This is a genomic window from Aequorivita sp. KMM 9714, from assembly GCF_011065475.1.
Lineage (GTDB): Bacteria > Bacteroidota > Bacteroidia > Flavobacteriales > Flavobacteriaceae > Aequorivita > Aequorivita sinensis.
In genome coordinates this window covers 257,778-273,117 of the sequence record NZ_JAAGRO010000003.1, presented here as the reverse complement: position 1 = coordinate 273,117, position 15,340 = coordinate 257,778, and the positions used below count along the sequence as shown (strand labels likewise).

The 15,340-nt window shown below is 34.9% G+C and carries 17 protein-coding genes; 11 read left to right on the top strand and 6 right to left on the bottom strand.

What is annotated here, in order from left to right; genetic code table 11:
- Positions 1–76: 76 nt before the first annotated feature.
- Positions 77–1,852 (bottom strand): arginine--tRNA ligase, encoded by a 1,776-nt coding sequence (gene argS / locus G3A46_RS10055; protein WP_165149416.1) that lies wholly within the window; start codon positions 1,850–1,852, stop codon positions 77–79.
- Between the two features lie 183 nt (positions 1,853–2,035).
- Here argS and G3A46_RS10050 point away from each other — a divergent pair, with 183 nt between their 5' ends.
- Positions 2,036–2,668 carry a MarC family NAAT transporter gene (locus G3A46_RS10050; protein ID WP_165149415.1) on the top strand — a complete coding sequence of 211 codons (633 nt, stop codon included), beginning with the start codon at positions 2,036–2,038 and terminating at the stop codon, positions 2,666–2,668.
- 3 nt (positions 2,669–2,671) lie between these two features.
- Here G3A46_RS10050 and G3A46_RS10045 read toward each other — a convergent pair whose 3' ends face one another.
- Positions 2,672–2,878: a hypothetical protein gene (locus G3A46_RS10045; RefSeq protein ID WP_165149414.1), complete on the bottom strand. Its 207-nt coding sequence runs from the start codon at positions 2,876–2,878 to the stop codon at positions 2,672–2,674.
- A gap of 123 nt (positions 2,879–3,001) precedes the next feature.
- On the opposite strand from G3A46_RS10045, the gene G3A46_RS10040 reads away from it, so the two are divergent.
- Positions 3,002–4,435 carry an SDR family oxidoreductase gene (locus G3A46_RS10040; RefSeq protein WP_165149413.1) on the top strand — a complete coding sequence of 478 codons (1,434 nt, stop codon included), beginning with the start codon at positions 3,002–3,004 and terminating at the stop codon, positions 4,433–4,435.
- A 1-nt stretch (position 4,436) separates the two neighbouring features.
- On the opposite strand, the gene G3A46_RS10035 is transcribed toward G3A46_RS10040, so the two are convergent.
- From G3A46_RS10035 to G3A46_RS10020, 4 genes are all read right to left on the bottom strand, one after another.
- Positions 4,437–5,339, bottom strand: a complete 903-nt coding sequence (locus G3A46_RS10035; protein ID WP_165149515.1) for an arginine deiminase-related protein — start codon at positions 5,337–5,339, stop codon at positions 4,437–4,439.
- Positions 5,340–5,538: 199 nt separating this feature from the next.
- On the bottom strand, positions 5,539–5,916 hold the full coding sequence (locus G3A46_RS10030; protein ID WP_165149412.1) for a hypothetical protein: 378 nt from the start codon (positions 5,914–5,916) through the stop codon (positions 5,539–5,541).
- 127 nt (positions 5,917–6,043) lie between these two features.
- Positions 6,044–6,439, bottom strand: coding sequence for a rhodanese-like domain-containing protein (locus G3A46_RS10025; protein ID WP_241836880.1), 396 nt, complete (start codon positions 6,437–6,439; stop codon positions 6,044–6,046).
- A gap of 10 nt (positions 6,440–6,449) precedes the next feature.
- Positions 6,450–6,761 carry a rhodanese-like domain-containing protein gene (locus G3A46_RS10020; RefSeq protein WP_165149411.1) on the bottom strand — a complete coding sequence of 104 codons (312 nt, stop codon included), beginning with the start codon at positions 6,759–6,761 and terminating at the stop codon, positions 6,450–6,452.
- A gap of 321 nt (positions 6,762–7,082) precedes the next feature.
- On the opposite strand from G3A46_RS10020, the gene G3A46_RS10015 reads away from it, so the two are divergent.
- The 9 genes from G3A46_RS10015 to G3A46_RS09975 all read left to right on the top strand — a co-directional run bounded on the left by G3A46_RS10015 (position 7,083) and on the right by G3A46_RS09975 (position 15,332).
- Complete coding sequence (locus G3A46_RS10015; RefSeq protein ID WP_165149410.1) at positions 7,083–8,480, top strand: anthranilate synthase component I family protein; 1,398 nt, start codon at positions 7,083–7,085, stop codon at positions 8,478–8,480.
- A gap of 61 nt (positions 8,481–8,541) precedes the next feature.
- Entirely contained in the window at positions 8,542–9,108 is a 567-nt protein-coding gene (locus tag G3A46_RS10010) for an aminodeoxychorismate/anthranilate synthase component II (RefSeq protein ID WP_165149409.1), read from the top strand.
- Position 9,109: 1 nt separating this feature from the next.
- A complete protein-coding gene (gene trpD / locus G3A46_RS10005; protein WP_165149408.1) occupies positions 9,110–10,102 on the top strand; it encodes an anthranilate phosphoribosyltransferase in 993 nt (330 codons plus the stop codon).
- A 91-nt stretch (positions 10,103–10,193) separates the two neighbouring features.
- On the top strand, positions 10,194–10,973 hold the full coding sequence (gene trpC / locus G3A46_RS10000; RefSeq protein ID WP_165149406.1) for an indole-3-glycerol phosphate synthase TrpC: 780 nt from the start codon (positions 10,194–10,196) through the stop codon (positions 10,971–10,973).
- Between the two features lie 62 nt (positions 10,974–11,035).
- Positions 11,036–11,632: a phosphoribosylanthranilate isomerase gene (locus G3A46_RS09995; protein WP_165149404.1), complete on the top strand. Its 597-nt coding sequence runs from the start codon at positions 11,036–11,038 to the stop codon at positions 11,630–11,632.
- A complete protein-coding gene (trpB, locus tag G3A46_RS09990) occupies positions 11,622–12,803 on the top strand; it encodes a tryptophan synthase subunit beta (protein WP_165149402.1) in 1,182 nt (393 codons plus the stop codon). Before G3A46_RS09995 ends, trpB begins: the two co-directional genes overlap by 11 nt.
- Positions 12,804–12,838: 35 nt before the next feature.
- Positions 12,839–13,627 carry a tryptophan synthase subunit alpha gene (gene trpA, locus G3A46_RS09985; protein ID WP_165149400.1) on the top strand — a complete coding sequence of 263 codons (789 nt, stop codon included), beginning with the start codon at positions 12,839–12,841 and terminating at the stop codon, positions 13,625–13,627.
- Positions 13,628–13,735: 108 nt separating this feature from the next.
- The gene (locus G3A46_RS09980; RefSeq protein ID WP_139856681.1) at positions 13,736–13,861 is read left to right on the top strand and encodes a 30S ribosomal protein THX; all 126 of its coding nucleotides are present in this window, start codon (positions 13,736–13,738) and stop codon (positions 13,859–13,861) included.
- 157 nt (positions 13,862–14,018) lie between these two features.
- Positions 14,019–15,332, top strand: coding sequence for a hydroxymethylglutaryl-CoA reductase, degradative (locus G3A46_RS09975; RefSeq protein WP_165149398.1), 1,314 nt, complete (start codon positions 14,019–14,021; stop codon positions 15,330–15,332).
- The last annotated feature ends 8 nt before the right edge of the window (positions 15,333–15,340 follow it).

Sequence of the window (15,340 nt, the reverse complement as noted above, 5' to 3'; positions counted from 1 at the left end):
CTTCAACAAAATGAAGCGGCTTTTTTTTACACCTCCCCTATTAAATAGACGGAAGCATCTCTTTATTAATTCAAGATTACATTCTTTCTGGCACTTGAATACCTAATAGCGCAAACGCACTTTTTACAACTTCCCCAACTGCTGCAGAAAGCTTTACACGGAAAGCTTTTTCAACTTCATTGTCTGTTGCTAAAATTGGCACGTTTTGGTAAAAACTATTAAATTCCTTCACCAAATCGTAGGTGTAGTTTGCAATAAGTGCAGGGCTATAGTTTTGTGCTGCCAACTGAATTGCTTCAGGATATTGCTTAATAATTTTTATCAGCTCTTTTTCTTTTGGATGCATTGTCACTTCGGAAGAGTCTACGCTCTTTGAAGTAGAAGCCGCTTTTCGCAAAATAGACTGAATCCTAGCGTAAGTATATTGAATAAAAGGACCTGTATTTCCATGGAAATCTACACTTTCCTCTGGATTGAATAAAATTCGTTTTTTCGGGTCAACTTTAAGTATGTAATATTTTAAAGCTCCTAAACCAATAGTTCTGTATAGCGCTTCTTTTTCTTCATCAGAAAACTCGTCGATTTTTCCTAGTTCTTCTGAAATCTCACGAGCAGTGGCTGTCATTTGAGCAATTAAATCATCCGCATCAACAACGGTTCCTTCTCTACTTTTCATTTTTCCAGATGGAAGATCCACCATACCGTAACTTAAGTGGAACAGGTTTTCAGCCCACTTATAACCAAGTTTTTTAAGGATTAAAAACAATACCTTAAAATGGTAGTCTTGTTCATTTCCTACAGTGTAAATCATCCCACCAACATCTTGATGATCTTTTACACGTTGTACTGCTGTTCCTAAATCCTGAGTCATATACACCGCAGTACCGTCACTTCTTAAAACAAGTTTTTCGTCAAGGCCATCTTCGGTTAAATCGCACCAAACAGAGCCGTCATCTTTCTTAAAGAAAACGCCCTTTTTAAGACCTTCATCTATAATATCTTTTCCTAATAAATAAGTATCACTTTCGTAGTAATAAAAATCGAAATCTACGCCAATAGATTTATAAGTTTCCTCAAAACCTTCGTAAACCCAACCATTCATCTTACTCCACAAGTCCACAGTTTCCTTATCACCTGCTTCCCATTTTCTAAGCATATTTTGTGCTTCTAGCATAAGTGGGGCTTGTGCTTTAGCTTCATCCTCAGTTTTACCTTCAGCTTTTAAAGCTTCAATTTCCTTCTTGTATTCTTGATCGAATTTTACATAGTAGTTACCAACTAACTTATCGCCTTTTAAATTGGTAGATTCTGGAGTTTCACCATTTCCAAACTTCTCCCAAGCGAGCATACTTTTACAAATATGAATCCCACGGTCGTTGATAATTTGAGTTTTATATACTTTTTTTCCTGCAGCTTTTTCAATTTCAGAAACTGAATATCCAAGAAGAACATTTCTAACATGTCCTAAGTGCAAAGGCTTGTTTGTGTTTGGTGAAGAATATTCAACCATCAAAGCTTCACTTCCTTGCGGCGCTTTTCCGTAAGTTGAAAAATCGGTCACTGAATTAAAGAAATTCAGATAATACGAATCACTTAAAACTATATTCAAGAATCCTTGAACAACGTTGAATTTTTCAATTTCTTCAACATTTTCAACTAAATAATTACCGATGGATTCACCAATTTGTACAGGATTACCTTTAACCACCCGAAGCATAGGAAATACAACTGCGGTAATATCGCCTTCAAAATCTTTACGTGTTGGCTGTAATTCTACCGATGGAAGTTCAGCATCATAAATGCTTTTAACTGCTTCTTTAATTTTAATTTCAAGGGTTTCTTGGAGTGTCATAACATCGAATATAAAGTGGAAAACTCTTTCGCTAATGCCTTAGAGTTAATCGGCAAAGATACTTTTTTGAAACCTTAAATCCGAATTGATATTTCTGAAATTTTCAAACCTATCACTTAACCTTTATTTAAACTTCTGGTAAAGTCAAAGTCGAGAAGCCGTGCGTCCTTTGCAGAAAAAACTATGGACATTTTTTTATACGTATTTGCAGCACTTTTCTCGGTTATAAATCCCTTAGGCACTGTTCCTATATTTGTTGGCTTAACCACTGAAGAGACAAATCGAGAACGCAATCAAACTGCATTGTTAACTTCCGTTAATGTGGTTGTGATTTTAATAATTTCATTTTTTGCAGGAACCTATTTATTAGACTTTTTCGGAATAAGTTTAAACGCTTTGCGAATTGCTGGGGGAATGATAATCGTCACCTCTGGATTTGCCTTGTTAACAGGGAGTTTTTCAAAACACAAGGGAATGAAAAACAAGCGCGTTAAAAAGGATTTAGACAAGCGTGAAAAATTCTCGCTTACACCTCTAGCAATACCAATGCTTGCCGGTCCGGGATCAATTTCATTATTAATTACTTTTAATCAGGAATACCAAGAATGGAGTGAAATGGCATTCGTTATCCTCGCAGTAATAGCCGTTGGTATCGCTACGCTACTTATTTTAAGAAGCTCGCACTATATAAGTAAAATATTAGGAGCTTCAGGAATTAATGCCATCTCCAGAATAGTAGGATTTATTGTAATTTCAATTGGTGTAGAATATATCAGTTCTGCAGTTATTTCAACTTTGAAAACTATATACAACTAAAATCTAACCTCTATTCTTCAATAGTGCTCCGCCTACAAGTGCTAATACACCTATACCTATCATCCCTAAAGTTTGATTAGACAAACCTTCTTTTGCATTAACTTCTAAAGGACCTATTTCTAGAACAGATTGAGGAACAAATGCATTGTAAAGACCAATAATTATTAGAGCTACTCCAATAACAAGAAGGGCTACTTTTAAAATTTTCATAGAAAGATATTTGTTTGGTTGAATTCTTAAAGATAGGATATTACTTATAAATGCCTAATATGTTAACTACAAATTAGCATAGCTTTAATTATTTTCAATTACTTTTAAATAAAACTAGAACCTTTGAAAATACTACTAACTGGAGCCAATGGATATATTGGTATGCGATTACTCCCCGAACTTCTACAAAACGGTCACGAAGTAATTTGCGCCGTCCGAGATAAAAACAGACTTCCTTTAGACCCTGAAACCACAAAAAAAGTATCAGTTGTTGAAGTAGATTTTGCTGAAGAGGTAAACACAGACAATTTTCCAAAAGATATTGATGCTGCGTATTACTTAATTCACTCAATGAGTAGCTCCACTACAGATTTTGACGAAATGGAAGCGCGGTCGGCAATTAACTTTAATAAATATATGGCTACTACTTCTGTTAAGCAGGTGATATATTTAAGTGGAATTGTAAATCAAGAAGAATTATCTAAACATCTCTCCTCAAGAAAAAAGGTAGAAGAAATACTTTACAAAGGAAATTATAATTTAACGGTACTACGTGCAGGAATAGTGGTTGGAAGCGGCAGCTCTTCTTTTGAAATCATAAGAGACTTATGCGAAAAGTTACCCGTAATGATTGCACCAAAATGGTTAAAAACAAGAATACAACCTATTGCAATTCGCGATGTGATTAACTTTTTATACGGGGTTTTAGATAATGATAAATGTTTCAATCAATCTTTTGATATTGGAGGGCCAGACATTTTAACTTACAAAGAAATGCTGATGAAATATTCCAAGATTCGAGGTTTAAAACTTTGGATTATTCCAGTTCCCATTATGTCTCCAAGACTCTCTTCTTATTGGTTGTATTTTGTAACCTCAACTTCATATAAGTTAGCCGTAAACCTAGTTGATAGCATGAAGATGGAAGTTGTTGCTAAAGACAATAATCTTCAAGAAATTTTGAACATTCAGCCTATATCTTATGAAGAAGCAATTAAAAAAGCTTTTGAAAAAATTGAACAGAATCTTGTTGTATCGAGTTGGAAAGATTCGTTAGTAGCTGGAAGAATCACAAATTTGAAACAATATATTCAGGTTCCAAAATACGGGTGTTTAAAAGATGAAAAAGTGGTTGAAGTAGAAAACCCTGAAATGGTTTTGGACAATATTTGGGCTATCGGCGGCGAAAATGGATGGTATTACGGAAATTATCTTTGGAAAATACGCGGTTTCGCAGATCGCTTATTTGGTGGTGTAGGTTTACGCCGAGGACGTACCGACCCAAAAAGGATTAACACGGGAGATGCTTTAGATTTTTGGCGTGTACTTTATGCCGATAAAGAAAACAAAAGATTACTTCTATTTGCTGAAATGAAACTACCTGGTGAAGCTTGGTTAGAGTTTTGTATCAACGAAAAAAATGAGCTTATACAAACGGCAACCTTTAGGCCCAAAGGTATTTGGGGAAGGTTATATTGGTATGCAATGCTTCCGTTCCACTATTTTATTTTTGATGGAATGATTCGCAATATCAGTAAAACTCAGCCGAAAACTTAGCTTATTCTTTTGGAAGAAAAACTTCAGCCATCATACAGCGAGCACTTCCACCTCCACAAGTTTCAATGGTAGTAAGTTCGCTACTTAAAATCTCACAATGCTTTTCAATTTCTGAAATTTGTTCTTTGGTCAAGCTTTTATGCGCCGCAGTACTCATTACTAAGTACTTTTTATCCTTACCTTGAACTTGCAGCATATTCCCTGCGAAATGATGCATCTGTTCTTCAGTAATAGCAATTACTTTTTTACCATCTTCTTTTAAATGGTGAAGTACGTTTTTCTTTTCTTTGGCATCGTCGATGGTATCTAAGCAGATAACACAAAAGTCTTCTCCTAGACACATCATTACATTTGTATGGTATATTGGCAATCGTTTACCATCCACAGTTTGATTTGCTGTGAAGATTACTGGCGTATATTCAAAGTCTTCACAAAACTCAATCAATAACTCCTCGTGAGCACGTGGAGAAAGAGCACAGTATGCTTTTTTATTCACACGATCAAGCAATAAATTACCTGTTCCCTCAAGGAAAATACCTTCATCTTCTGCAGAGGTATAATCGTAAACATTATTAATTACAAATCCTTCTTTTTCTAGACGCTCCAAAATCTCTTCTCGTCTTTCACGACGTCTATTTTCAGCAAACATAGGATACAAACCTATATCTCCATTTTGGTGAAAACTAATCCAATTGTTTGGAAAGATAGAATCCGGAGTATCCATTTCTTTAATATCATTTTCCACAATTACCTGAACACCTACTGCGCGTAATTTCTCTACAAATGCATCAAATTCGAATTGAGCATTTGCATTAATTTCAGCATTTTTTAGTGCTAAGTCCTCTTGAAAAAAGTTATTAACCGCCGTTTCTTCGTTCATCCTAAACGCTACTGGGCGAATCATTAAGATTGTATCTGTAATTTGTTTTGCCAATTGAATAAATTTTAGGCTGCAAATTTAAGTGAAATTAAACAGATAAAAAACGGTTTTAAGAATGTAAATTAATTAGTTAAACGGAAAGTAAAACAGAGAAATAAATCTAATTTTTATTGTGAATTTAGCTAAAGAAATTGACCATTGTTAATGAAAGGTAAATCAATGCTTAAGCACATAAAAACCCAGAATCATCAAAAGGAGTACTGCCATATTCTTGAAGAAAAAGTTCATATCTATGGTTTTGCAGATGTCCCGTTTTAAGACAGCCTAATAACGTTTCTTCTAAATCGGTATATGAAAGCTTATCTGCCAAGGCAGTATTCATATCAAAAAGTCGAACTGGATCTGTAGTAAGAGGCTTAGCGTTTGACGTAAAAATCTGTTTCGCTTCGTAATCTATTTTTACATTTACCGCTTCAAATGAAAATTTAAAAAAGTCTTTGTGGAAATTTTGAAATCTCTCATTTGGCATGTTTTCAAACTTACAACTCTTACTAATTAAAGCTTTTATTTCATTTAAAATTAGCATCTCATCTCTCTCCATATATACTGTATTTTTAATCAATACAATGAAGATACGAAGGTTTCGTAAAAAGATATATGCTTAAATAGCAATTTGGCGTCAGTTTAACACCTAGGTATTCAGTTAGTTAAAAAAATTATGAAAGAAATTACTTTTCAACCTCAAGTCCTTCACTTTCCCAGTTAAGGAACCCGCCTTTTAAATCATAAATTTCTTCAAACCCTAAACCTTTAAGGATAGTTGAGGCTTTTTCGCTTCTTCTTCCGCTTCGGCAATAAAGATAAACTGGCTCTTGGGGATCTAAGTCTTTTATTTTGCTTGTAAAATCATCTTGTAAAACATCGATATTCACAGCATTTTCAATATGTCCAGCTTCAAATTCTTCAGAAGTACGAACGTCTAATAATTGTACTTTGTTTTTTGAAATAGCCATTTCAAATTCCTGTGGTGGAATTACGCTTACTTCTTGGGCTACAGTTTTGTCTTTACACGCAGTAAAAAGCAATAGCATTGTAAGTCCGAATAGGGTTATAATATTTTTCATAATGATGTTTTTATTCAACAACTTCGCCTTCCCACTCTGTAATACCACCTTTAAGATTATATGCGTTTTTTACTCCAACAGAGTTTAACAACATACAAGCTTGAGCGCTTCTACCTCCAGAACGGCAGTATACGTAATAGTTTTTTTCAGGATCTAATTCTTTAGCTTGTTTAAGGAATTCGGCTCCGTTATATATATCAATTTGTTTTGCTCCAGGTATATGACCTTCTTCAAATTCTGCGTCCGTTCGAACGTCAATTATCACTCCTTTATCGTCATTTTTGAGTTGTTCAGCCCACTCTTCTTGTGTAAGATCTGCCATAGTAAAATATTTTTTGGTAAAATTAAGCAATATGTACTAAGCAAAACAAAATTTCAAATATTAATAAGTTGAAATGCAATTTTTCTAAAAATCTTTCTATCTTTAAACTTTCAAATTATGAACACAATTACAATAAATACTTGGTGGTGGAATAACTTACGGAAAACGTCGTGAGCGAAACACCTATGGTATAAATTATATACAAAAAGGCTTGTCATTCACGACAAGCCTTTTTTTTTTGGCTTTGGCTCACTAAGCCGCCAAAAAAGTTATAATAAATAAAACACAAATAGTCGTTGAACAGAATTGAAACGAAGACTTATGAAATACAAGTTAAAAACATATTCAAAAAAGTTACTTTCAGACACACTAACCCCAGTGTCTATTTACCTGCGTCTACGTGATAAATTCCCGAATAGTCTTTTACTTGAAAGCAGTGACTATCACGCCAACGACAATAGTTTTACGTATATATGTTTCAACCCTATTGCTTCAATAAAAGTTGAAAACGAAACTATTTCTCAGCATTTTCCAGATGGAGAAAACACTAGCATTGAGATTAATCAAAACACCTCACTACCTTCATTAATCGATGAATTTGCTTCTTCTTTTACTTCAGAATCTAACGACTATAAATTTATAAATAATGGACTTTTTGGGTATATGGCTTTTGATGCAGTTCGTTATTTTGAAGACATTAAGCTCACAAAAAAAGAAGAGAACCTTGGTATCCCTGATATTTATTACGCGGTGTATCAAAACATAATAGCCATCAATCATTTCAATAACGAAGCTTATATTTTTGCGCACACTTATAATACTGAAAATAACATTGCGGAGATTGAACAAATATTAAAGTCGAAAAGTTTTGCAGAATATTCATTTAAAACAAGTGGCGCTCGAACCACTAATATCGATGATAAAGATTTTAAAGCACTAGTGCAAAAGTGCAAAGAACATTGCCAACGCGGAGATGTTTTTCAAATCGTGCCGAGTAAACGATTTTCGCAAAAATTTACCGGAGATGATTTTAATGTTTATAGAGCTTTACGCAGTGTGAATCCATCACCATATCTTTTCTATTTTGATTATGGGAACTTCAAAATCTTTGGAAGTTCCCCAGAAGCTCAGCTAATTGTTAAGGGAAATACAGCCGAAATCCATCCAATTGCAGGAACATTTAAACGTACTGGAAACGACGATCAAGATGCTGAATTGGCAAGAAAGCTTTCCGAAGACAAAAAAGAAAATAGCGAACACGTTATGCTTGTTGATTTAGCGCGTAACGATTTAAGTCGTCACGGCTCTAATGTAAAAATTGAAACCTATCGCGAAGTTCAGTTTTTCTCACACGTTATACATTTAGTAAGTAAAGTTACTGCAACAAAAAACACGAATACACCCACTATGCAGATTGTGGCAGACACATTTCCTGCAGGAACTTTAAGTGGTGCTCCAAAACACAAAGCCTTGCAGTTGCTAGAAAAACATGAAAACAGAAGCCGTGAATTTTACGGAGGTGCCATAGGGTTTATGGATTTTAACGGTAACTTTAATCACGCTATTATTATCCGCTCTTTCGTGAGTAAAAACCACACCTTACATTATCAAGCTGGAGCTGGAGTTGTTTCTGAAAGTAATGAAGAAAATGAACTACAAGAGGTTTATAATAAATTAGGCGCACTAACAAAAGCACTGGAATTAGCAGAATCAATCTAACTGAAAATTGGTTCTAGCCTATTGGTATAAAAATAATTTAAATGAATAGATCAAGTTTAAAATGAAAATACTAGTAATAGATAATTACGACAGTTTCGTTTACAATTTAGTCCACTATTTAGAGGAATTAGATTGCGAAGTAACTATTAAACGCAACGATAAGTTTTACTTAGAAGAAGTTGAGGATTACGATAAAATTTTGCTTTCACCGGGTCCAGGGATTCCCAACGAAGCAGGTTTGCTGAAGGAAGTAATTCAGAAGTACGCCTCTTCAAAACCAATACTAGGCGTTTGTTTGGGGCAACAAGCAATTGGCGAAGTGTTTGGAGGAACATTAGAAAACTTAAGCAAAGTTTTTCATGGAGTTGCCACCACTGCTACCATTGTAAAAGCCGACGAACCCCTTTTTAAAGGATTGGAAAAAGAATTTGAAATAGGACGATATCACAGTTGGGTTGTTTCAAAAGAAGGCTTTCCTGGAGTTTTAGAGGTTACTTCTTTGGATGAAAACGGACAAATAATGTCGCTACGTCATAAAGTATATGATGTTTGTGGAGTTCAGTTTCACCCTGAAAGCGTACTTACCCCAATGGGAAAACAGATTATAAAAAATTGGATCGAAAGCTAATATGAAACAAATTCTAAACAGATTGATTAATCACGAGCATCTTGAAAAAGAAGAGGCTAGAGCTGTCTTAGTAAATATTTCAGAAGGCAAATACAATCACAGTCAGATAGCTGCTTTCTTAACGGTTTATATGATGCGAAATGTATGCCTTGAAGAGTTAGAAGGGTTTCGTGATGCATTGCTAGATCTTTGTTTGTCGATAGATTTTAGCGATTACAACACTATAGATTTATGCGGCACCGGGGGCGACGGAAAAAACACGTTTAACATTTCAACCTTAGCGTCGTTTGTTACTGCTGGGGCTGGAGTAAAAGTCACAAAACACGGGAATTATGGAGTATCCTCGGTTAGCGGAAGTAGTAATGTAATGGAAGCTCTTGGAATTAATTTCACAAATAATGAAGAAAGCTTAAAGCGCTGTTTAGACAAAGCGGGAATTTGCGTTTTACACGCTCCATTATTTCATCCTGCAATGAAAAATGTTGCTCCCATACGAAGAGAGTTAGGCGTAAAAACTTTCTTTAATATGCTCGGACCAATGGTAAATCCTGTGAATCCGAAAAATCAATTAGTTGGAGTTTTCGATTTAGAAATGGCAAGAATCTATGGTTATCTCTATCAAAAAAGTGAAAAGAATTATGCTGTTTTACACGCAATTGATGGTTACGATGAAATTTCGTTAACAGGACCCACTAAGATAATTTCAAAAAATTCTGAAGGTTTCATAAATGCTGAAAATTTTGGAGTGAATAAAATTCAGGAATCAGAAATCTATGGAGGCAAAACAGTAAAAGAATCGGCAGAAATCTTTCAGAATATTTTAAACGGCAAAGGTACCGAAGCTCAAAACAATGTAGTTTGTGCAAATGCAGGAATGGCAATTTCAGTTGTTGAGAATTGTACAATTCTACAAGGTTTTGAAAAAGCCAAAGAATCACTGCAATCTGGAAAAGCTTTGAATTCATTAAGAAAATTACAGGAACTTTCTAAATGAAAACCTTAAATAAACACCTGCTTAAAAGCGATTAAAAATTTTTCAAATAACCCAAAACTGAACTCAAACGGAAAACTTAATCATAAATAAAATGACAATCTTAGATAAAATAACAGCTTACAAGCTAAAAGAAGTTGCTGCCAAGAAGGACGCAATTCCAACTCGTTTGTTGGAGAGATTTCCATTGTTTAAAAAAGAAACGAAGTCTTTAGCTGAGATTTTACAGATTTCAACTACGGGAATTATTGCCGAACACAAGCGTCGCTCCCCTAGCAAATCGGTTATTAATGATAAAGTTTTAATCCACGAAGTGGTTACGGGTTATGAAGAAGCTGGAGCTAAAGGAATTTCAGTGCTAACGGATTCTAACTTTTTTGGAGGTTCGTTAGATGATTTATTGGTTGCTGAAAAGCATACTTCAATTCCAATTTTAAGAAAAGAATTTATAATTGATCCTTATCAAATTTACGAATCAAAAGCTTACGGAGCAGATGCAATATTATTGATTGCTGCTTGTCTTTCTTCTGAAGAGTTGAAGCAGTATTCCCATCTAGCAAAATCTTTAAATCTCGAAGTTTTGTTGGAAGTTCACAATTTAGAAGAACTCGAAAAATCATTATTACCCAATGTAGATATGATTGGCGTAAACAACAGAAATCTAAAAAACTTTAAAGTAAATATAGAAACGAGTAAAAAATTATCAGAGCATATACCCGATGATTTTGTAAAAGTTTCTGAAAGCGGAATTAGCGATATTAAAACCATTTCAGAACTAAAAACTTATGGATATCAAGGATTTTTAATAGGTGAAAATTTTATGAAAACCGAAAATCCTGGAGAAACTGCTAAACTTTTTATAAGCTCCTTGTAGGTTTCAAAACCTGCAAAGTATATTAAAATACACCTATGAATGTTAAGCTGAAAATCTGCGGAATGAAACACAACATCACTGAAGTAGCAAAACTTCAGCCAGATTATTTGGGCTTCATCTTTTATGATAAAAGTCCGCGATATTTCAATGCGGAAGAAGTCCCACAGTTGCCTGCAGGCGTTAAGAAAGTTGGTGTTTTTGTAAATGAAAAGATTTCAAAAGTTATTGAATTGACTAAAAAACATGCTTTAGATATAATACAACTTCACGGTAACGAAAGCAACGCGTATGTACGGGATTTGCAATCTAATCTTGAGTTTTCGGACACACTTGTTTGGAAAGCTTTTAGTCTTGATGACAAATTCGACTTTAGTGAATTATCGAGTTATGAAAACATTGTAGATAAATTTCTTTTCGACACAAAAGGAAAGGAAAAAGGAGGAAACGGCTACACTTTCAATTGGGAGATTTTGAAAGACTATACGTTAAAAAAATCTTTCATTTTAAGTGGTGGCATTGGTTTAGATGAAATCGAATCGCTAAAAGAGTTTCTACAAACCGACCTCCCAATTTACGCAATAGATGTAAACAGCAGATTTGAAACTAAGCCAGGCTTGAAAAATATTGAAGATTTAAAAAGGTTCAAAAATGAATTATAACGTAAACGAAAAAGGGTATTATGGCAATTTTGGCGGTGCATATATTCCAGAAATGCTTTACCCAAATGTGGAAGAGCTTAGGCAGAATTATTTAAAAGTTATGGGCGAGGAATCTTTTCAAAAAGAATTTCGCCAATTACTAAAAGAATATGTAGGACGCCCTACTCCACTCTATTTTGCAAAACGTCTTTCAGAAAAATACAACACCAAAATTTATTTAAAACGCGAAGATCTTTGTCATACAGGAGCTCATAAAGTAAACAACACCATCGGGCAGATTTTAATGGCAAAGCGACTAGGTAAAACTCGTATAATCGCTGAAACAGGTGCGGGTCAGCACGGAGTTGCAACAGCTACCGTTTGCGCTTTAATGGGGTTAGAATGTATTATTTTCATGGGAGAAGTCGACATAAAACGTCAAGCCCCAAACGTTGCTAGAATGAAAATGCTTGGCGCAAAAGTGGTTCCAGCAACAAGTGGAAGTAAAACATTAAAAGATGCTACCAACGAAGCCATTCGCGATTGGATTAACAACCCTGTTGATACACACTATATTATAGGAAGTGTAGTAGGGCCACATCCATATCCAGATATGGTCGCGAGATTTCAAAGTGTAATTTCTAAAGAAATAAAAACACAGCTCCGTGAAAAAGAAAATCGCGAAAACCCAGACTTTGTTGTGGCTTGCGTTGGCGGTGGAAGTAACGCTGCAGGAGCATTTTATCATTATTTAGACAATTTAGACGTAGGACTTATTGCTGTAGAAGCCGCTGGAAAAGGCGTTGATAGTGGTGAAAGTGCTGCAACTTCAGCATTAGGAAAAGTGGGAATTATTCACGGTAGTAAAACGCTATTGATGCAAACTGCGGACGGACAAATAACAGAACCCTACTCCATTTCTGCTGGTTTAGATTATCCTGGCGTCGGCCCGATGCACGCCAATTTATTTACTTCGGGTCGAGGAGAATTCATCTCAATTACCGATGATAAAGCGATGAAAGCAGGTCTTGAATTGTGCAAACTAGAAGGCATTATTCCCGCAATAGAAAGCAGTCACGCTCTTGCAATTTTTGAAACGAGAAAATTCAAAAAAGATGATGTAGTTGTTGTGAATTTAAGTGGACGAGGTGATAAGGACCTTGACACTTTTATAAAATATTTCAATCTCTAAATAAATCTAGACCTATTTTGGTTTAATTTTTAGCTATGAATAGAATTCAAAATAAACTTTCAGAAAAAAACCAGCATGCCGGCAAGGTAGGAAAACTACTATCAATCTATTTCACTGCTGGTTATCCAAAATTGGATGAAACTGTTGAAATTCTTCAGCAATTGGAGAAAAACGGTGTCGATATGGTTGAAATCGGTTTGCCTTTTAGCGATCCTTTGGCAGACGGCCCCACTATTCAAGAAAGCTCACAACTAGCTTTAAAGAATGGAATGACTTCCGAAACTCTTTTTCAGCAACTGAAAGATGTGCGAAAAACTGTTTCAATTCCACTAATAATTATGGGGTATTTTAATCCTATTCTGCAATACGGAGTTGAAGATTTTTGTAAAAAATGTGCAGAAGTAGGCATCGACGGCCTCATTCTTCCCGACCTTCCCCTGTCGGAATACAAAGAGCATTACCACGAAATTTTTAAAAAGTACAATTTGATAAATGTATTTTTAGTCACACCCCAAACTTCTGATGATCGCATTAGGCAAATCGATACAGCTTCCAATGGATTTATCTACTTAGTGAGCAGCTCAAGTGTTACGGGTAATTCGGATGGATTTGATGAGAATCAAGAAAATTACTTCAATCGTGTGGCTTCAATGCAACTAAAAAATCCTCTAATTGTAGGATTCGGAATCAAGGATGCTACTACTTTTAAACAGGCAACTTCAAAAACTCAGGGTGCTATAATTGGTAGTGCATTCATAAAAATGCTTTCAAAGAATAAAACTTTAGGAATAGCCAGTTTTATTCAATCCATACTTAAGGATTAAATGCTATTAAATATTGATTTACTGTGATTTATGAAGTTAATATAGTAACTTGTTGAAATTAGTAAAAAGTTACATCAGTAAATTTTAATATAAATAAAACTTAGAGTTATGGGGAAAGGAGACAAAAAAACCAAACGCGGAAAAATTAATATTGGGTCTTTTGGAAAATTGAGACCAAAGCGCAAAAAGTTCAAAATTAGGAGTATGCCCACTAAAGGAACACAAGTAAAATAAGAGTAAAATTCCATCAGGTAAACTATAATCGTGACCTTTTGTAAATTTTTAAGGTATTTAGAATGACAAGTTTGTTCTAAATACCTTTTCTTTTTTAAATGATTCCTAAGAAACTAAGTCGAAATACTATCTTTGCAGCGAACTCATATTTAAGTAAATGAATCAGCCCGTTTCTGGATTTTCTAAAAAAACCAAAGCCGAAAAAATTGAATGGTTAGCAGCAAATTATCTGCAAAACAATCCGAATTCCATTCAAATTTTGAAAGATTACTGGAATGAAGATGCTTCTTTACAGCAACTTCACGACGACTTTATTGAAAACACACTTTCTAACTATTACCTCCCATTTGGTATTGCTCCTAATTTTCTAATAAATGAAAAGCTTTACGCTTTACCAATGGTAATAGAGGAAAGCTCCGTTGTGGCTGCAGCTAGTAATGCTGCAAAATTCTGGTTGGAACGTGGAGGTTTTAAAGCTGAAGTGATTTCAACAGAAAAAAATGGACAAATCCATTTGAATTTCTACGGAAAGGAAAAGAGTCTTGAAACGTTTTTTGAAGAAGTAAAACCTAAACTACGCGAGAGCATTCAGTCCATTGAAAAAAACATGAAATCTCGTGGTGGTGGACTTTTAGAACTTTCTTTAATTGACAAGTCGCATATCCTGGATGGCTATTTTTACATCCATGCTACCTTCGAGACCTTAGATGCAATGGGAGCTAATTTCATCAATAGCTGTTTGGAACAGATGGCTCAGGTTTTTGAAAATGAAGCTAAAAGTTTTGAAGCATTTCAAAAAGAAAATACCTTCCCTGAAGTTGTAATGAGTATTCTTTCCAACTATGTTCCTGAATGTTTAGTTCGAGCTGAAGTAAGCTGTAAAGTAGATGAACTTACAACAAAACACCACGATGGGAAACAATTTGCTGAAAAGTTTGTAAGAGCTATTGAAATAGCAAAAACTGAAACAAGACGAGCAGTTACCCACAATAAGGGAATAATGAATGGGATAGATGCAGTGGTTTTAGCTACTGGGAACGATTTCCGTGCTGTTGAAGCTGGAGTTCACGCCTATGCTGCAAAAAATAACTACTACGGAAGCTTAACTCACGCTAAAATTGAAGGCGATACTTTCACTTTTTGGATTGAATTACCTTTAGCAATTGGAACTATTGGAGGGTTAACTTCCCTTCACCCTTTAACTAAGCTTGCTTTTGAAATCCTACAAAAACCAGATGCTAAAGAATTGATGAAGATAATTGCAGTTGCTGGCTTAGCGCAAAATTTTGCTGCAGTACGTTCATTAGTTACTACAGGAATTCAAAAAGGACATATGAAAATGCACTTGATGAATATTATGAATCAAATGCAGGCTACTAAGGATGAAAAAAGTAAAGCCTTAGTGTATTTTAAAGAAAATGCCGTTTCCCATAGTTCGGTAGAAGCATTTTTGAATGAATTGAGAAGCTAAGGATTTTA